This window comes from Streptomyces sp. NPDC031121, assembly GCF_055570615.1.
Window position 1 is genome coordinate 53,548 of record NZ_JBVIGV010000008.1, and the last position, 16,434, is coordinate 69,981.

At 73.7% G+C, this 16,434-nt stretch carries 15 protein-coding genes and 1 pseudogene; 10 read left to right on the plus strand and 6 right to left on the minus strand.

Features of this window, described 5'->3' with window-relative positions:
- Nucleotides 1-384: 384 nt before the first annotated feature.
- Both ACZ462_RS16270 and ACZ462_RS16275 read right to left on the minus strand, forming a co-directional pair.
- Entirely contained in the window at nt 385-1,449 is a 1,065-nt protein-coding gene (locus tag ACZ462_RS16270) for a C40 family peptidase (RefSeq protein ID WP_467807818.1), read from the minus strand.
- Between the two features lie 262 nt (nt 1,450-1,711).
- Nucleotides 1,712-2,437, minus strand: coding sequence for a class I SAM-dependent methyltransferase (locus ACZ462_RS16275; RefSeq protein WP_467807893.1), 726 nt, complete (start codon nt 2,435-2,437; stop codon nt 1,712-1,714).
- A gap of 400 nt (nt 2,438-2,837) precedes the next feature.
- Here ACZ462_RS16275 and mshA point away from each other — a divergent pair, with 400 nt between their 5' ends.
- On the plus strand, nt 2,838-4,220 hold the full coding sequence (gene mshA / locus ACZ462_RS16280) for a D-inositol-3-phosphate glycosyltransferase (RefSeq protein ID WP_467807816.1): 1,383 nt from the start codon (nt 2,838-2,840) through the stop codon (nt 4,218-4,220).
- A complete protein-coding gene (locus ACZ462_RS16285) occupies nt 4,213-4,701 on the plus strand; it encodes a type III secretion system chaperone family protein (RefSeq protein ID WP_467807814.1) in 489 nt (162 codons plus the stop codon). Before mshA ends, ACZ462_RS16285 begins: the two co-directional genes overlap by 8 nt.
- Nucleotides 4,702-4,726: 25 nt before the next feature.
- Here ACZ462_RS16285 and ACZ462_RS16290 read toward each other — a convergent pair whose 3' ends face one another.
- On the minus strand, nt 4,727-6,031 hold the full coding sequence (locus ACZ462_RS16290; RefSeq protein ID WP_467807812.1) for an MDR family MFS transporter: 1,305 nt from the start codon (nt 6,029-6,031) through the stop codon (nt 4,727-4,729).
- Between the two features lie 155 nt (nt 6,032-6,186).
- Here ACZ462_RS16290 and ACZ462_RS16295 point away from each other — a divergent pair, with 155 nt between their 5' ends.
- Nucleotides 6,187-6,948 (plus strand): phosphoglyceromutase, encoded by a 762-nt coding sequence (locus tag ACZ462_RS16295; RefSeq protein WP_125548005.1) that lies wholly within the window; start codon nt 6,187-6,189, stop codon nt 6,946-6,948.
- An 82-nt stretch (nt 6,949-7,030) separates the two neighbouring features.
- Here the strand turns inward: ACZ462_RS16295 and ACZ462_RS16300 are convergent, their stop codons facing one another.
- The gene (locus tag ACZ462_RS16300; protein ID WP_185902886.1) at nt 7,031-7,180 is read right to left on the minus strand and encodes a hypothetical protein; all 150 of its coding nucleotides are present in this window, start codon (nt 7,178-7,180) and stop codon (nt 7,031-7,033) included.
- Nucleotides 7,181-7,319: 139 nt separating this feature from the next.
- On the minus strand, nt 7,320-7,997 hold the full coding sequence (gene phoU, locus ACZ462_RS16305) for a phosphate signaling complex protein PhoU (RefSeq protein ID WP_125548007.1): 678 nt from the start codon (nt 7,995-7,997) through the stop codon (nt 7,320-7,322).
- 211 nt (nt 7,998-8,208) lie between these two features.
- On the opposite strand from phoU, the pseudogene phoR reads away from it, so the two are divergent.
- Together phoR and phoP are read left to right on the plus strand one after the other, a co-directional pair.
- Nucleotides 8,209-9,360, plus strand: a pseudogene (gene phoR, locus ACZ462_RS16310) (two-component system sensor histidine kinase PhoR); the annotation flags it as partial.
- A gap of 133 nt (nt 9,361-9,493) precedes the next feature.
- Nucleotides 9,494-10,165: a two-component system response regulator PhoP gene (gene phoP, locus ACZ462_RS16315; RefSeq protein ID WP_467807892.1), complete on the plus strand. Its 672-nt coding sequence runs from the start codon at nt 9,494-9,496 to the stop codon at nt 10,163-10,165.
- 88 nt (nt 10,166-10,253) lie between these two features.
- On the opposite strand, the gene ACZ462_RS16320 is transcribed toward phoP, so the two are convergent.
- Nucleotides 10,254-10,940: a DUF461 domain-containing protein gene (locus ACZ462_RS16320; protein WP_467807809.1), complete on the minus strand. Its 687-nt coding sequence runs from the start codon at nt 10,938-10,940 to the stop codon at nt 10,254-10,256.
- 625 nt (nt 10,941-11,565) lie between these two features.
- Here ACZ462_RS16320 and ACZ462_RS16325 point away from each other — a divergent pair.
- From ACZ462_RS16325 to rlmB, 5 genes are all read left to right on the plus strand, one after another.
- Nucleotides 11,566-12,048 (plus strand): CarD family transcriptional regulator, encoded by a 483-nt coding sequence (locus ACZ462_RS16325; RefSeq protein ID WP_114058094.1) that lies wholly within the window; start codon nt 11,566-11,568, stop codon nt 12,046-12,048.
- A gap of 436 nt (nt 12,049-12,484) precedes the next feature.
- Nucleotides 12,485-13,231: a 2-C-methyl-D-erythritol 4-phosphate cytidylyltransferase gene (ispD, locus tag ACZ462_RS16330; RefSeq protein ID WP_467807807.1), complete on the plus strand. Its 747-nt coding sequence runs from the start codon at nt 12,485-12,487 to the stop codon at nt 13,229-13,231.
- Nucleotides 13,221-13,727 (plus strand): 2-C-methyl-D-erythritol 2,4-cyclodiphosphate synthase, encoded by a 507-nt coding sequence (gene ispF / locus ACZ462_RS16335; RefSeq protein ID WP_467807806.1) that lies wholly within the window; start codon nt 13,221-13,223, stop codon nt 13,725-13,727. The genes ispD and ispF overlap by 11 nt, the downstream gene beginning before the upstream one ends.
- Nucleotides 13,728-13,862: 135 nt before the next feature.
- On the plus strand, nt 13,863-15,263 hold the full coding sequence (gene cysS, locus ACZ462_RS16340; protein ID WP_467807805.1) for a cysteine--tRNA ligase: 1,401 nt from the start codon (nt 13,863-13,865) through the stop codon (nt 15,261-15,263).
- A 100-nt stretch (nt 15,264-15,363) separates the two neighbouring features.
- Nucleotides 15,364-16,320, plus strand: a complete 957-nt coding sequence (rlmB, locus tag ACZ462_RS16345) for a 23S rRNA (guanosine(2251)-2'-O)-methyltransferase RlmB (protein ID WP_467807804.1) — start codon at nt 15,364-15,366, stop codon at nt 16,318-16,320.
- Nucleotides 16,321-16,434: the final 114 nt, after the last annotated feature.

A 16,434-nucleotide genomic window follows, 5' to 3' on the forward strand; every position in this document is an offset into this window, starting at 1 on the left:
TCTCCGGTTCCTTCCCTCCCCCCGAGGGTGCGCTCGTGGGCCGACCCTAGCGGTCCGCGGCGCCCGAGCGGAATGGCGTTCCGGTACAGGGCCAGCGGCATATGCCGGTATCGCGGGGGAAAATCCGCCTCGCCGAATGACCAACGTCACGGCGGGGACGGGACCGTCCCGTCCGGCGAGACGCCTTCCGGGCGCGGGCGGTTGCCTTCCGGAACGGCGTCCGCGGCGGCCCGCCGGGCCTCCCCGGGCCGCCCCGGCGCCCTCGCCGCGCCCCGCCGCACCTTCCGCGGAACCTCCCCGCGGCCTCCACGGAACGGCCACGCACCCCCGGCCCGCCCCCCGCACATCCCGCGCGTCCGGCCGCTTCACGCCGGCGCGCCCCCGCTACGCGTCCGGCCGGACCACCGCCTTGATCGGCATGGAGCCGGCGCCGGCGAGGGTCACGTTCCGGCCGGGGCGCGGGGCGTGGACCATCGCGCCGTCGCCCACGTACATGCCGACGTGGCTGGCGTCATCGAAGTAGATGATCAGGTCGCCGGGACGCATGTCCTTCAGGGCGACCTTCGGCAGCAGCCGCAGCTGCTCCTGCGAGGTCCGCGGAATGCCCTTGCCCGCGGCGCGCCACGCCTGGGAGGTGAGCCCGGAGCAGTCGAAGGAGGCCGGCCCCACGGCGCCCCACTGGTACGGCTTGCCGATCTGCGCGGTGGCGAACTGCACGGCCTTGCGGCCCGCCTCGCTGGCCGTGCCGTTGATCTCCTTCAGGACGCCCGTCGACAGCCAGGCCGTCTGCGCCTGGTACTGGGCCTCGTGCTCCAGCTGTATCAGCCGGGCCCGCTCCTCGGCCTCCAGCTTGCTCTCCAGGTCCTCCGCTGCCTTGATCTTGGCCTCGACCTCCTTCTTCGAGGCCTCCTTCCGGACGCGGTTCGCCTCCAGCTTCTGCCACTCCGCGTTCGCCTCGCGGGCGCCGCGCTGCAGGTCGGCCTGGGTGCGGTCCAGCTCCGACAGCAGGTCCGCGGTGGCCTTCTCGCCCTGCCGGATCCGGCTCGCCCCGTCGAGGAACTGGCTGGGGCTGCCGCTCAGCGCGAGCCGGGCGCCGGCCGGCAGCCCGCCCGAGCGGTACTGGGCGCGGGCGGCGGCGCCGGCCCGCCTCCTCAGGTCGTCGATGCGCTCCTGGCCGGCGGCGACCCGCTTGGCGATCTCCACGATCCGGTCCGACTGCGCCTTGGCCTCGGTCTCGGCCTGGTTGTAGGCGTCGGTCGCGGCGCCCGCCTGCCGGTAGAGGCCCTCAATCTCCTTGCGGACCTGCTCCAGGGACCTGGCGCCCGGCTCCGGGGCCGGCGCCGCGTGGGCCGGCGCGGTCAGCGCCGCCACCGCCAGCAGGGCCGTCGCGCACAGCAGCGTCAGGGCGGAGGCGCCCCTGCGCCGCCCCTTCGGCTCCTCGGTTCCCATGGTCCCCCCAGGCACCCGGGTCGGATCCGGTGCCGCACGGCGCACCCACGGCGCCCGCGGCGCACGGCATGCGCCGCACCCCACCGAATCTGACTATTCATCAGTAACTTGTGTTGCCCTTCGGGATGGTGCCACGACCCGGAGGATTCCAACACCCTCGCGGACCCCTCCCGGATCTTGTCCGCCCCCGCCGGTCGTGCGCACCACCGCCCGTGCCCGCTCAACGGGCCGCCCCGACCCCCGGTTCCCCACCGCGCGACGTTCACCCCAACGGGCGCAGCGCCTCCCAGCGCACCGTCAACTCCCCCTGCCGCCAACGCTTCGGACCGTCCGTCAGGGGCCAGCCCCCGGCCAGCGCCCGCGCCGTCCGGATCCACCGCTGCCGCGCCCCGTACGAGGCGTACGGCGCAGCCGCCGCCCACGCCCGGTCGAAGTCCCGCAGGAAGGCGTGCACCGGCTCGCCCGGCACGTTGCGGTGGATCAGCGCCTTCGGCAGCCGCTCCGCCAGGTCCGAGGGCCGCTCCAGCGACCCCAGCCGCGCCGCGAACGTCACCGTCCGCGGCCCCTCCGGCCCCAGCGCCACCCACACGTGCCGGCGCCCGATCTCGTCGCAGGTGCCCTCCACCAGCAGCCCGTCCGGGCCCAGCCGGCCGCACAGCCGCTCCCAGACCTCCGCGACCTGCTCCTCGCCGTACTGCCGCAGCACGTTCGCCGCCCGGATCAGCGCCGGCCGGGCCCCGCCCTCCAGGGGCACCTCGAAGCCGCCGTGCCGGAAGCGGAGCCCCTCCCGCTCGTACGGGCGCGCCGCCGCGACCCGCGCCGGCTCGATCTCGATGCCGACCACCCGCACCGCGGGCGCCGCCCGCCGCAGCCGCTCCAGCAGCTCCACCGCCGTCCACGGCGCCGCCCCGTAACCGAGGTCCACGGCCACCGGCGCCTCCGCGCGCCGCAGCGCCGGGCCGTGCACCTCGGCGATCCAGCGGTCCATGCGGCGCAGCCGGTTCGGGTTCGTCGTCCCCCGCGTCACCGTCCCCACCGGGCGCGCCGCCTGCGCACCCCGGCCGCCCCCGCGGGCCCGGGACCCGGCGCTGCCGGGGCCGGCGGCGGAGGGGCTGGTGGGCTGGGAGGCGTGCCGGGACATGCGCCGAGCGTAAGCGGAGGCCGCCCTCGGCGGGAAAAGCAGCCCGGCGCCCGGCGCCCCGCCGAGGAAGGGCCGGCGCCCCGCCGAGGAAAATCGGCCGCCCCGGAATGCGGGAGACGGCCATTCGGGTTGCACTCCTTGCGGGCGCCGGGCGCGCTCCGTCCGGCATGCCCGCCCGCCGGCGCGAGCAGCCCCGACGCCCCCGCCCGCATGTCGTCATGTCGCCCGAGCGAGAGGAACTGCTCCCTTGAGCCAGTACGTGTCCCGCATCGGCGGCACCATCGGCGGCCGCCTCGCCGCCGTCCGCGGCACCCGCCACGACCCGCCCCGGCTGCGCATCCCCTCCGTCGGCCACCACCGCAAGCCGCGCCGCGTCGCCATGCTCAGCGTCCACACCTCCCCGCTGCACCAGCCCGGCACCGGCGACGCCGGCGGCATGAACGTCTACATCGTGGAGCTCGCCCGGCGGCTCGCCGCCATCAACATCGAGGTCGAGATCTTCACCCGGGCCACCGAGGGCGGCCTCCCGCCCGCCGTCGAGCTCGCCCCCGGCGTCCTCGTCCGGCACGTCGACGCCGGCCCCTACGAGGGCCTCGCCAAGGAGGAGCTGCCCGCCCAGCTGTGCGCCTTCACCCACGGCGTCATGCAGGCCTGGGCCGGCCACCGCCCCGGCCACTACGACCTCGTCCACTCCCACTACTGGCTGTCCGGGCACGTCGGCTGGCTCGCCGCCGAGCGGTGGGGCGTCCCGCTCGTCCACGCCATGCACACCATGGCCAAGGTCAAGAACGCCTCCCTCGCCGAGGGCGACACCCCCGAGCCGGCCGGCCGCGTCATCGGCGAGACCCAGATCGTCTCCGCCGCCGACCGGCTCGTCGCCAACACCAGCGACGAGGCGGAGGAGCTCGTACGGCACTACGGCGCCGACCCCGGCAAGGTCGCCGTCGTCCACCCCGGCGTGAACCTCGACCGCTTCACCGTCGCCGACGGCCGGGCCGCCGCCCGCGCCCGCCTCGGCCTGCCGCAGGACGCCGTCATCCCGCTGTTCGCCGGGCGGATCCAGCCGCTGAAGGCCCCGGACGTGCTGCTGCGCGCCGTCGCCGTCCTCGTCGGGCATGACCCGGCGCTGCGCCGCAGGCTGTTCGTGCCCGTCGTCGGCGGGCCCAGCGGCAGCGGCCTCGCCAAGCCGGAGGGGCTCCAGAAGCTCGCCGCGCAGCTCGGCATCGCCGACCTCGTCCACTTCCACCCGCCGGTCGCCCAGGACCGGCTCGCCGACTGGTTCCGGGCGGCGTCCGTGCTGGTCATGCCCTCGTACAGCGAGTCCTTCGGGCTCGTCGCGATCGAGGCGCAGGCCACCGGGACGCCCGTCCTCGCCGCGGAGGTCGGCGGGCTGCCCGTCGCCGTCAACGACGGCGTCACCGGCATCCTCGTCCCCGGCCACGACCCGGCCGACTACGCCCGCGAGCTGCGGCGCTTCGTCGACAACCCCGGCCTCGCGGACCGCATGGGCGGCGAGGCCGCCCGGCACGCGCAGTTCTTCGGCTGGGACACCGCCGCGAGCGCCACGGCGGACGTGTACACCGCGGCCATGCACGACCACCGCCGTCGCGTACGCTCCCACCATGGCTGACACCGCGTCGATCATCGAGAACGCGCTGAACGGCGCCGAGCTGAGCTGGGAGAACCCCGCTCCCGGCACGTACGTCGTCCAGCTCCCCGGCACCCGCAAGCTCTCCACGACCTGCTCGCTCAAGGCCAGCCGGCACTCGCTGTCGGTCAACGCGTTCGTGATCCGCCACCCCGACGAGAACGAGGCCGGCGTCCACCGCTGGCTCCTGGAGCGCAACCTCAAGCTGTACGGGATGGCCTACGCGGTGGACCGCCTCGGCGACGTCTACCTCACGGCCCGGCTCCCGCTGTCGGTGGTCACCGCCGACGAGCTGGACCGGCTGCTCGGGACCGTCCTGGAGGCGGCGGACGGCGCGTTCAACACCCTCCTGGAGCTGGGCTTCGCCACGGCGATCAAGAAGGAGTACGAGTGGCGGGTCGCCCGGGGCGAGTCGACCCGCAACCTCGACGCCTTCCGCCACCTGACCCGCCCGGCGGACTGACCCCGGCCCACCGGGCCCGGGCCGCCTACGCGTCGGCGGCGGCCGCGGCCGGGGCGGGAGCCGCCTTCACCGGTGCGGCGGCGGACTCCGCCGCCGTGCCGCGGGCCGGAAGCCGCCGCATCAGCAGCCAGTAGCCGCCCGCCGCGACCGTGCCCAGCACGCCGGCCGACGCCCACAGCCACGCCGCGCCGAACCCGTCGACGACGTACCCCGCCATCAGCGGCGCGACCAGCGCGGCCACCGACCACGACATCGTGTACATGCCCTGGTAGCGGCCCCGGCCGTGCACCGGCGACAGCCGTACGACGAGCTCCATCTGCGTCGGCGAGTTCACGATCTCCGCCAGCGTCCACACCGCGACCGTCAGCGCGTACGCCCACAGCGGCCCGGCGAACGCCGTCAGCGCGAACCCCCAGCCCGCCAGCAGCGCGGAGAGCACCAGCAGCCGCCGCGGGTCGCGGTGCTCGATGAACCGCGTCACCGGGATCTGCAGCAGCACGATCATCAGCCCGTTCACGCAGATGACCAGGCCGTACTCGCCCGGCGAGAAGCCGGCGGACCCCATCGCCACCGGCAGGCCGACCGAGCCCTGCATGAACACCATCGACACCAGGAACGACAGCCCGACCACGCCCATGAACCGACCGTCCCGCAGCACCGTCCCCAGCGACACCTCCGGCCCGGCCGCCCCGGCGCCCGCCGCGCCGCCGCCCTCGCCGGCCCCGGCCTCCGCAGCGGGCCGCGACTCGGGCAGCTTCACGTACACGAGCACCGCGCACACCAGGGTCAGCGCCGCCTCCCCGAGGAAGCCCGCCAGGTAGCTGTACTCGGCGACGAACCCCGCGGCGACCGAGCTGATCGCGAAGCCCAGATTGATGGCCCAGTAGTTCAGGGCGAAGGCCCGCACCCGGTCCTCGGGCGGGACGATGTCCGCCATCATCGCCGACACCGCCGGCCGGGAGGCGTTCGAGGCCATGCCCACCAGCAGCGCCACCGCGGCGATCGCCGCCGGGTGCTCCATGAACCCGAGCAGGGCCACCGAGGCGGCCGTGGCCAGGTTCGCCGCGAGCATCGTGGGCCGCCGCCCCAGCCGGTCCGTCATCACCCCCGCCGCCAGCGACGACACCACGCCGCCCAGCCCGTGCAGCGCCGCCACGAGCCCCGCGAACGACGCCGAGTAGCCGCGCTCCAGCGTCAGGTACAGCGCCATGAACGTGGCGACGAACCCGCCCAGCCGGTTGACGAGCGTGCTCGCCCACAGCCACCAGAACGCCCGTGGCAGCCCGGACACGCTCTCGCGTGCGGCACGCATGAGACTTCCCGCGGACATGACCGCATCCCCCCGAACATGTAAGTGGCTCATCAGCAGTCCGCACCCTACGGTTCACGGACTTCCGGAAGCCACCGGATTGACGCGCACCGTCAATCCGCGAGGGCCCCGGCACCGCGTGCCGCCCGCCGGAGGCGTCCATTAGGCTCCTGTGCATGGCCGACGCACCGTACAAGCTGATCCTGCTCCGCCACGGCGAGAGCGAGTGGAACGCGAAGAACCTGTTCACCGGCTGGGTGGACGTCAACCTCAACGAGAAGGGCGAGAAGGAGGCGGTCCGCGGCGGTGAGCTGCTCAAGGACGCCGGCCTGCTCCCCGACGTCGTGCACACCTCCCTCCAGAAGCGCGCCATCCGCACCGCGCAGCTGGCCCTGGAGGCCGCCGACCGCCACTGGATCCCGGTCCACCGCTCCTGGCGCCTGAACGAGCGCCACTACGGCGCCCTCCAGGGCAAGGACAAGGCGCAGACCCTCGCCGAGTTCGGCGAGGAGCAGTTCATGCTGTGGCGCCGCTCCTACGACACCCCGCCGCCGCCGCTCGAGGACGGCACCGAGTTCTCCCAGTCGGACGACGCGCGCTACGCGACGATCCCGCCGGAGCTGCGCCCGCGCACGGAGTGCCTCAAGGACGTCGTCGGCCGCATGCTGCCGTACTGGTACGACGGCATCGTCCCGGACCTGCTGGCCGGCCGCACCGTCCTGGTCGCCGCGCACGGCAACTCCCTGCGCGCCCTGGTCAAGCACCTCGACGGCATCTCCGACGCCGACATCGCGGGCCTGAACATCCCGACCGGCATCCCGCTCGCGTACGAGCTCGACGCCGACTTCAAGCCCCTCAACCCGGGCGGCACCTACCTCGACCCGGAGGCCGCCGCGGCCGCCATCGAGGCCGTCAAGAACCAGGGCAAGAAGAAGTAAGAGGCCCCGAAGGAGCCCCCTGGCCGCGGCATGTGCGGGCCGGGGGGCTCCCGGGTGTTCGGTGGGGCCGGGGTGGGCGGTGTCAGCCGCCGCACTGGCAGGGGGCTCCGGACTGGCAGCCGCAGCCGCAGCCCGAGCCGCAGCCGCAGGCCGCGAGCAGCGGGAGCCGCAGGGGCTCCGGAGCCGGCTCCCGCTCGGACTCCGGAGTGACGGGGACGGGGGAATCGGGCATGGTTCCTCCTCGCAGGCGGTGTACGCGTGGGCCTACTGCCTTCCGCCTCATTCATGCCCAGCCGCACGGGCGCGTCAACGGCGCACAGGGGCTCGAAGGCGCCCGTACCGGGACCGACCCCGGCCGCCCGGCTGCCCGGTCAGACCTCCTCCGGCGGGACCGGCGCCTGCAGCTCGTCCGCGTGCTCGCCCGTCACCAGGTACACGACGCGCTTGGCCACCGACACCGCGTGGTCCGCGAACCGCTCGTAGTAGCGGCCCAGCAGCGTCACGTCCACCGCCGTCTCGATGCCGTGCTTCCAGCGGTCGTCCATCAGGTGCTGGAACAGCGTGCGGTGCAGCTGGTCCATCTCGTCGTCGTCCGTCTCCAGCTGGAGCGCGAGGTCCACGTCCTTCGTGATGATCACCTCGGCGGCCTTCGCCATCAGCCGCTGCGCCAGCTGGCCCATCTCCAGGATCGTCGCGTGCAGGTCCCGCGGGACCGCCGCGTCGGGGAACCGCAGCCGGGCCAGCTTGGCCACGTGCTGAGCGAGGTCGCCGGAGCGCTCCAGGTCGGCGCTCATGCGCAGCGAGGTCACCACGATCCGCAGGTCCGTCGCGACCGGCTGCTGCCGGGCGAGCAGCGCGATCGCCCGGGCCTCCAGGTCGTGCTGGAGGTCGTCGATCTTCTGGTCGGCCGCGATGACGCTCTCGGCGAGCTTCAGGTCGGCGTCGAGCATGGACGTCGTGGCCCGCCCGATGGCGGAGCCGACCAGCCGGGCCATCTCGACGAGGCTCTCGCCGATCGAGTCCAGTTCCTCGTGGTACGCGTCACGCATGGTGTCCCTCTCTTGGCCTACTGCGCGGTGCCCGGGGCCCGGGCCGGGTGCGGGCTCGAGCCCCACGGTGCCACGCTGGACGGCGAACGCGTCCGACTTCGGCACCGGAAGTGAATCGGCTCCGTCGCCGCGGTGAACTCTGGGCGACGACTGTTCGAGGCGGCCCCCGAACGGCTGGGGAACTGCCGTCGTGCCTGCTTAACCTGGACACATGGACGTGAACGCGGCGGTCGCCGCAGCTGCAGCGGTGGCCGGTGCATGCACCGGTGTCGTCGCCATGCTGGCGTTCCGCTGGAGTGAGCGCGACCAGGCCCGCCCCACCCGGAGCTCCATGCGCCCCGACATCAACGCGGTGCTCCCGCCCGGGGTCGACACCGTGCTGTCGGTGCTCCGCTCCTCCGCCGTCGTCCTCGACGAGAGCGACGCGGTGGTCAAGGCCAGCTCCGCCGCGTACGCCCTCGGGCTCGTCCGCGGCGGGCGGCTCGCCGTGGAGCCGATGCTGCACATGGCCCGGGACACGCGCCGCGACGGGGAGATACGCCAGGTCGAGCTGGACCTGCCGCGCCGCGGCACCGGCCGGGGGGAGGCCCTCGCGGTCTCGGCGCGGGTGGCGCCGCTGGGCTCCCGGCTGGTGCTGCTGCTGGTCGAGGACCTGACCGAGGCCCGCCGTATCGAGGCCGTGCGCCGCGACTTCGTCGCGAACGTCTCGCACGAGCTGAAGACGCCGGTGGGCGCGATCTCCCTGCTGTCCGAGGCCGTGATGGACGCCGCCGACGACCCCGAGGCGGTCAGCCGCTTCGCGGGCCGCATGCAGATCGAGGCGACCCGCCTGATCAACCTCGTCCAGGAGCTGATCGACCTGTCCCGGGTGCAGAACGACGACCCGCTGGACGACGCCGAGCCCGTCCGCGTGGACACGCTCGTGGAGGAGGCGGTCGACCGCTGCCGCCACACCGCGTCGGCGAAGCACATCACCATGGCGTCGGGCGGCACCGCCGACCTGCGTGTCTGGGGGCACCGCGGCCAGCTCGCGGCGGCCCTGGGCAACCTGGTGGAGAACGCCGTCAACTACAGCCCCGCCCGGACGCGCGTCGGGATCGCCGCCCGCCGCGTCACCGCGCCCGGCGGGGACCTGATCGAGATCTCCGTCACCGACCAGGGCATCGGCATCCCCGAGAAGGACCGCGAACGGATCTTCGAACGCTTCTACCGCGTCGACCCGGCCCGCTCCCGCGCCACCGGCGGAACGGGCCTCGGCCTCGCGATCGTCAAGCACGTGGCGGCCTCCCACGGCGGGGAGGTCTCCGTGTGGAGCTCGGAGGGCCAGGGCTCCACGTTCACGCTGCGGCTGCCCGAGGCGGCCGCGTCCACGGGCCCCTCCCGGGCCCCCGCGGGGGAGGCGGACCAGTCGCCCACCCCCGGCCACCCGACCCCCGCCTGATGCACAGAACGCCAGAACTGCCCAATCCTGCCCCGGAGGTCCTTCCGTGACCCGTGTGCTCGTCGTCGAGGACGAGGAATCCTTCAGCGACGCCCTCTCCTACATGCTCCGCAAGGAGGGATTCGAGGTCGCGGTCGCCGCGACCGGGCCCGACGGCCTCGACGAGTTCGAGCGCAACGGCGCCGACCTCGTCCTCCTCGACCTGATGCTCCCCGGCCTGCCCGGCACGGAGGTCTGCCGGCAGCTGCGCGGCCGCTCCAACGTCCCCGTGATCATGGTTACCGCGAAGGACAGCGAGATCGACAAGGTCGTGGGGCTGGAGATAGGGGCCGACGACTACGTCACCAAGCCGTTCTCCTCGCGCGAGCTGGTCGCCCGCATCCGCGCGGTGCTGCGCCGCCGCGGCGAGCCGGAGGAGGTCGCCCCGGCCGCCCTGGAGGCCGGCCCCGTCCGCATGGACGTCGACCGGCACGTGGTGACCGTCGGCGGGGCCAAGGTGGACCTGCCGCTGAAGGAGTTCGACCTGCTGGAGATGCTGCTGCGCAACGCCGGCCGGGTGCTGACGCGCATGCAGCTGATCGACCGGGTGTGGGGCGCGGACTACGTCGGCGACACCAAGACCCTCGACGTGCACGTCAAGCGCCTGCGCGCCAAGATCGAGCCGGACCCGGGGGCGCCGCGCTACCTCGTCACCGTCCGCGGCCTCGGCTACAAGTTCGAGCCGTAGGCCGCCGCCCGCGCCACCTGCGGGAAGGGCCCCGTCCGCGCGCTGCGGACGGGGCCCTTCCGTTGGCTCGGCGGGGACTGCCGGTGACTCAGTGGCCGGCGGCGTGCGAGGCGGAGCCCGAGGGCGACGCGGCGGGGGAGCCCGACGCCGCACCCGAGGGGGAGGCGGCCGGGGAGCCCGAGGGGCCGGCGGACGGCGAGGCGGCCGGGCTGCCGGAGGCGGAGGCGGAGGGGCTGCCGGAGGCGGACGGGCCGGCGGCGGGGGCCCCGGTCGGGCCGAAGCCCGCGTACATGCCGGTGTTCGGGAAGACGAACGCCTCCAGCTGGATGTCGCCGGTGGTGCTCAGCTTGAAGACGACGTTCTGGGCGTCGCCGTCCTTCACGGCCTCGCTGCCGCCCTCGATCACCGCGGAGGGGTTGCCCTTGCCGCCCAGGACGACGGAGCCCCCGGCCGGCACGGTGACCTTGCCGGCGGCGCCCTCGGCGCCCTTCAGGACGACCTTGCCCTGCGAGCCCGGCAGGGTGATCGCGTCGATCGTCTCCGGCTTGTCGCCCTCGTTGAAGAGCGTCGCGGAGACGACGGCCGAGCCCTTGCGGTCCTTGCCGGTGATCACCAGCGCGTTCTGGATCATGATGTCGCCCTTGGAGGCGGCGGCGTTGTCCGGCTTGATCTGCAGGGTCTGCGCGTCGTTGCCCGCACCGCAGGCGGCCAGCGAGGCGATCGAGAACACGACGGCGGTGGCGGCGAGGGCGCCGCGTCGAAGGCTGCGGCTCACGGCGGCGGCAACTCCTTGGACGTACGGAACGGAAGGTGGTCGGTCCCGCGGACGGCCGAGGTAAAGCCGCCCTAAGGGTGTGTCAGCGCGCTTAGGTTACCGAGCCGCCGCCCTGCCCCCGCACCCGACCCTCCGCAGCGGGCGGGCTCCGCTGCCCCGGCCCCGCGATCACGCATTCCGCGGGCCGGGGGCACCCGTTCCGCCGGCGAAGAGCGCCGGCACTTCCTGGTCCGTTCACGTGCCGGCCGCATATAGCGCTCCGGCGGCCCGGTGATCAATTCCGGGATTCCCTCGAACACCTCTCCGTGATCAATTCCGGGATTGGGCCGGAACCACTCCGTTCGGGTGGCCGGTAGTCGAACGGAGTAGTTCGGTTTCCCGACGCGGAACCCGGCAAAACGGGACGTACATCACACTGGAGGGGTCCCCCGGGAGGTGTAACGTGGCCGTTTCGCCCGGTCCGCACAGCGCCTCCGACCTGCGAATACCCCCCTTCCGGAGCCCTCCGCAGCACGTTCCCGCCGGAGTTGTCAAGCCCCGAGATGTGCCCTGACCTGCGAAAACGCCATTCATAACAGTCAGTTCTCGTGTTACCCTGGATAGCCACGGAAGGGGTACCTGTCACATGACGTTCAAGGTTGGCGACACCGTGGTCTATCCCCATCACGGGGCCGCGCTGATCGAGGCCATCGAAACTCGCCAGATCAAAGGCGTGGACAAGACCTACTTGGTGCTCAAGGTCGCCCAGGGCGACCTGACGGTTCGTGTGCCTGCCGACAATGCGGAGTTCGTCGGCGTTCGCGACGTAGTCGGCCAGGACGGGCTGGACCGGGTCTTCGAGGTGCTGCGGGCACCGCTCAACGAGGAGCCGACGAACTGGTCCCGTCGCTACAAGGCAAATCTGGAGAAGCTCGCCTCCGGCGACGTCATCAAGGTCGCCGAAGTGGTGCGCGACCTGTGGCGCCGCGAGCGCGAGCGCGGGCTGTCCGCCGGTGAGAAGCGGATGCTCGCCAAGGCGCGCCAGATCCTGGTCAGCGAGCTGGCGCTCGCGGAGAACACCAACGAGGACAAGGCCGAGGCCCTCCTCGACGAGGTCCTCGCGTCCTGACGACGCGCAGACCCGTACGCAGCCGTGCCGCGGTGCCCGACGATCGGCCTCCCCAACGGGGGGCCGTTGCCGGGCGCTGCGGCATGTCTGCACCCGCCCGCCGCACCTCGCCGCACGCCCGTACGCGTACACAAGCGCACCGCACCGTACGCGCGCGGCGCGATACGCACCTGATCCCGCGCAGCCCCCGGCGGCGCGCTCCCGCGCAGCCCGATCCCGCGCCGTCCTGAGCCGTACCCGGCGCACCCGCGCCCACGGCACCCGGCACGACGCGCGACCCGATCCGACCCGGTTCGATCCGACCCGACCTGCGTACCGGGTCCGGGCAGCCGGCTCGACCGGTCGTCACGGAAGGGGCGAGGGCGTCGCACCCGGCACTCCCCAGGGCCATACCCATGTCGGCCGAAGTCACAAACCTTGGCTCGGAGCTACTTCAATGTCTGACGAAACGCGCCCCCAGCGCACCGCCGCGGTGATCCCCGCCGCCGGCCGCGGGGTACGCCTCGGCCCGGGCGCCCCCAAGGCCCTGCGGGCCCTCGGCGGCACCCCGATGCTCATCCACGCCGTCCGCGCCATGGCCCGCTCGCGGGCCGTCCGCCTGGTCGTCGTCGTCGCACCGCCCGACGGCGCCGCCGAGGTGCGCCGGCTCCTCGACGAGCACCCGCTGCCCGACCGCACCGACCTGCTGGTCGTCCCCGGCGGCGACACCCGCCAGGAGTCCGTCGCCGCGGGCCTCGCCGCCCTCCCCGACGACATCACCTGCGTCCTCGTCCACGACGCCGCGCGCCCGCTCGTCCCTGTGGACACCGTCGACGCCGTCGTCGAGGCGGTCCGCGACGGCGCCCCCGCCGTCGTCCCCGCCCTGCCCCTCGCCGACACCGTCAAGGAGGTCGAGCCCGGCAGGCCGGGCGAGCCCGAGCCGGTCGTCGCCACCCCTGAGCGGGCGCGGCTGCGCGCCGTCCAGACCCCGCAGGGCTTCGACCTCGCCACCCTGCGCCGCGCCCACGAGGCCGTCGCCGTGTCCGGAGAGGGCGCCACCGACGACGCCGGCATGGTGGAGCGCCTCGGCACCACCGTCGTGGTGGTCCCCGGCCACGAAGAGGCCTTCAAGGTCACCCGTCCGCTCGACCTGGTCCTCGCCGAGGCCGTACTCGCCCGCAGGAGGGCCACCGATGCCTACTAGCCCCGCCCCCGCCCCGCTCCTCCCGCTCGTCGGGATCGGCACGGACGTCCACGCCTTCGAGGCGGGCCGTGAACTGTGGTGCGCCGGCCTGCTGTGGGAGGGCGAGGACGGCCTCGCCGGGCACTCCGACGGCGACGTCGCCGCCCACGCCGCCTGCGACGCCCTCTTCTCCGCCGCCGGCGCCGGCGACCTCGGCGCCCACTTCGGCACCTCCCGCCCGGAGTGGTCCGGCGCCTCCGGCACCACGCTCCTCGCGGAGGCCGCCCGCATCGTCCGCGCCGAGGGCTTCGAGATCGGCAACATCGCCGTCCAGGTGATCGGCGTACGCCCCAAGATCGGCAAGCGGCGCGAAGAGGCGCAGAAGGCGCTCTCCGCCGCCGCGGGCGCCCCCGTCTCCGTCTCCGGCACCACCACCGACGGACTCGGCCTCACCGGGCGCGCCGAGGGCCTCGCCGCCATCGCCACCGCACTGGTGTACCGGACGAACCAGGCCTGATCCGCGCAGGCCGCCCATACCGGGCGCCGCTCCCGGCGGCGCCCGGCTCACGGCGGCTCCCCGCCGCGGCGGCAAAGCGCCGCCGCGCCCCCGACGGGGCCCGGGGCACTGCCCGCGGCGCACTACCCTGGTGCCGTGACTATTCGCCTGTACGACACCAGCGCCCGGCAGATCCGCGACTTCACCCCGCTCGCCGAGGGCTGCGTCTCGATCTACCTCTGCGGTGCCACCGTGCAGGCGGCCCCGCACATCGGGCACATCCGCTCCGGCCTCAACTTCGACATCATGCGCCGCTGGTTCGAGTACCGCGGCTACGACGTCACCTTCATCCGGAACGTCACCGACATCGACGACAAGATCATCAAGAAGGGCGGCGAGCAGAACCGCCCCTGGTGGTCCATCGGCTACGAGAACGAGCGCGCCTTCAACAGCGGCTACGAGGCCCTCGGCTGCCTCCCGCCCACGTACGAGCCCCGCGCCACCGGCCACGTCCCCGAGATGATCGAGATGATGCGCGGCCTCATCGAGCGCGGCCACGCCTACGAGGCCGACGGCAGCGTCTACTTCGACGTCCGCTCCTACCCCGGCTACCTCGCGCTCTCCAACCAGGAGCTCGACAACCTCCAGCAGCCGACGGAGGAGGGCATCACCGGCAAGCGCGACCCCCGCGACTTCGCCATGTGGAAGGCCACCAAGCCCGGCGAGCCCGACTGGGAGACCCCCTGGGGCCGCGGCCGCCCCGGCTGGCACCTGGAGTGCTCCGCGATGGCGCACAAGTACCTCGGCAGCGCCTTCGACATCCACGGCGGCGGCCTCGACCTGGTCTTCCCGCACCACGAGAACGAGATCGCCCAGGCCAAGGCGTTCGGCGACGACTTCGCCTCCTACTGGGTGCACAACGCCTGGGTCACCATGTCCGGCGAGAAGATGTCGAAGTCTCTCGGCAACTCCGTCCTCGTCTCCGAGATGGTCAAGAACTGGCGCCCGATCGTGCTGCGCTACTACCTCGGCACCCCGCACTACCGATCCATGATCGAGTACAGCGAGGAGTCGCTGCGCGAGGCCGAGGCCGCCTTCGCGCGCATCGAGGGCTTCGTCCAGCGCGTCGTGGAGAAGGCCGGCGGCCCCGTCGAACCCGCCTCCGAGGTCCCGCCCGCCTTCGCCGAGGCCATGGACGACGACCTCGGCGTCCCGCAGGCGCTCGCCATCGTCCACACCACCGTCCGCCAGGGCAACAGCGCGCTCGCCGCCGACGACAAGGACGCCGCCATCGCCCGCCTCGCCGAGGTGCGCGCCATGCTCGGCGTCCTCGGCCTCGACCCCCTCGACCCGCACTGGTCGCAGGAGGCCGACCGCGGCGACGACCTCCACGGAGCCGTCGACACCCTCGTCCGCCTCGTCCTCGACCAGCGCGAGTCCGCCCGCGCCCGCAAGGACTGGGCCACCGCCGACGCCATCCGCGACCAGCTCCAGCAGTCCGGACTCGTCATCGAGGACAGCCCGTCCGGCCCGCGCTGGACCCTCGGACCCCGCTGACCGGACCCGCCCGGACCAGCTCTGTTGTGCCGCCCGGCCCCCCGGGCGGCACACTCTTCATACGTACGTACCGCAGCACCAACGAAAACAGGTAGAGGTCATGGCCGGGAACAGCCAGCGCAGGGGACGCCGCACGTCCAACAAGAAGGGCGCCACGATCGGAAGCGGCGGCCAGCGGCGCAAGGGCCTGGAGGGCAAGGGCCCCACGCCCAAGGCCGAGGACCGCAAGGGCCACAAGAAGTTCCGCCTCGCCAACGCCGCGGCCAAGCACGCCGCCAAGCGCCGCCCCGCGCCCCGGCGCGGCGGCCCCAAGGGCCAGAGCGAGATGGTCGTCGGCCGCAACCCCGTCTTCGAGGCCCTGCGCGACGGCGTGCCCGCCACCACCCTGTACGTGCAGCAGTTCATCGACAACGACGAGCGCGTCCGCGAGGCCCTCCAGCTCGCCGGCGAGCGCGGCAACGTCAACCTGATGGAGGCCCCGCGCCCCGAGCTCGACCGGATGACCGGCGGCCTCAACCACCAGGGCCTCGTCCTCCAGGTCCCGCCGTACGAGTACGCCCACCCCGAGGAGCTCACCGAAGCCGCGTACGACAACGGCGAGGAACCCCTCATCGTCGCCCTCGACGGCGTCACCGACCCCCGCAACCTCGGCGCGATCGTCCGCTCGGTTTCGGCCTTCGGCGGCCACGGCGTCGTCATCCCCGAGCGGCGCGCCGCCGGGATGACCGCCGGCGCCTGGAAGACCTCCGCCGGCACCGCGGCCCGCACGCCCGTCTCCCGGGTCACCAACCTCACCCGCGCCCTCCAGGACTACAAGAAGGCCGGCCTGACCGTCGTCGGCCTCGCCGCCGAGGGCGAGCACTCCGTCGCCGACCTCGACGCCCTCGCCGGGCCCGTCGTCATCGTCGTCGGCTCCGAGGGCAAGGGCCTCGGCCGCCTCGTCGGCGAGAACTGCGACTACCTCGTCCGCATCCCCATGCCGGGCGGGGCCGAGTCCCTCAACGCCGGTGTCGCCGCGGGCGTCGTCCTCTACGAGGCCGCCCGCCGCCGCTCCTGAACCCCGGGCCGGCTTCGGCCGGTCGGCGCACGTCCGATGACCCGTGAGCGTGCCGCCCCGCCCCTTCCGGGCGGGGTGGCTTGATCTTGACGGGTCTCGGACACAACAACCCCG

Bases quoted from the DNA above. Each gene is read 5' to 3' on its own strand.
- ACZ462_RS16270 (WP_467807818.1), bottom strand. From the start codon at position 1,449: ATGGGAACCGAGGAGCCGAAGGGGCGGCGCAGGGGCGCCTCCGCCCTG.
- ACZ462_RS16275 (WP_467807893.1), bottom strand. From the start codon at position 2,437: ATGGACCGCTGGATCGCCGAGGTGCACGGCCCGGCGCTGCGGCGCGCG.
- ACZ462_RS16285 (WP_467807814.1), top strand. From the start codon at position 4,213: ATGGCTGACACCGCGTCGATCATCGAGAACGCGCTGAACGGCGCCGAG.
- ACZ462_RS16290 (WP_467807812.1), bottom strand. From the start codon at position 6,031: ATGTCCGCGGGAAGTCTCATGCGTGCCGCACGCGAGAGCGTGTCCGGG.
- ACZ462_RS16295 (WP_125548005.1), top strand. From the start codon at position 6,187: ATGGCCGACGCACCGTACAAGCTGATCCTGCTCCGCCACGGCGAGAGC.
- ACZ462_RS16300 (WP_185902886.1), bottom strand. From the start codon at position 7,180: ATGCCCGATTCCCCCGTCCCCGTCACTCCGGAGTCCGAGCGGGAGCCG.
- phoU (WP_125548007.1), bottom strand. From the start codon at position 7,997: ATGCGTGACGCGTACCACGAGGAACTGGACTCGATCGGCGAGAGCCTC.
- ACZ462_RS16325 (WP_114058094.1), top strand. From the start codon at position 11,566: ATGACGTTCAAGGTTGGCGACACCGTGGTCTATCCCCATCACGGGGCC.
- ispD (WP_467807807.1), top strand. From the start codon at position 12,485: ATGTCTGACGAAACGCGCCCCCAGCGCACCGCCGCGGTGATCCCCGCC.
- ispF (WP_467807806.1), top strand. From the start codon at position 13,221: ATGCCTACTAGCCCCGCCCCCGCCCCGCTCCTCCCGCTCGTCGGGATC.
- rlmB (WP_467807804.1), top strand. From the start codon at position 15,364: ATGGCCGGGAACAGCCAGCGCAGGGGACGCCGCACGTCCAACAAGAAG.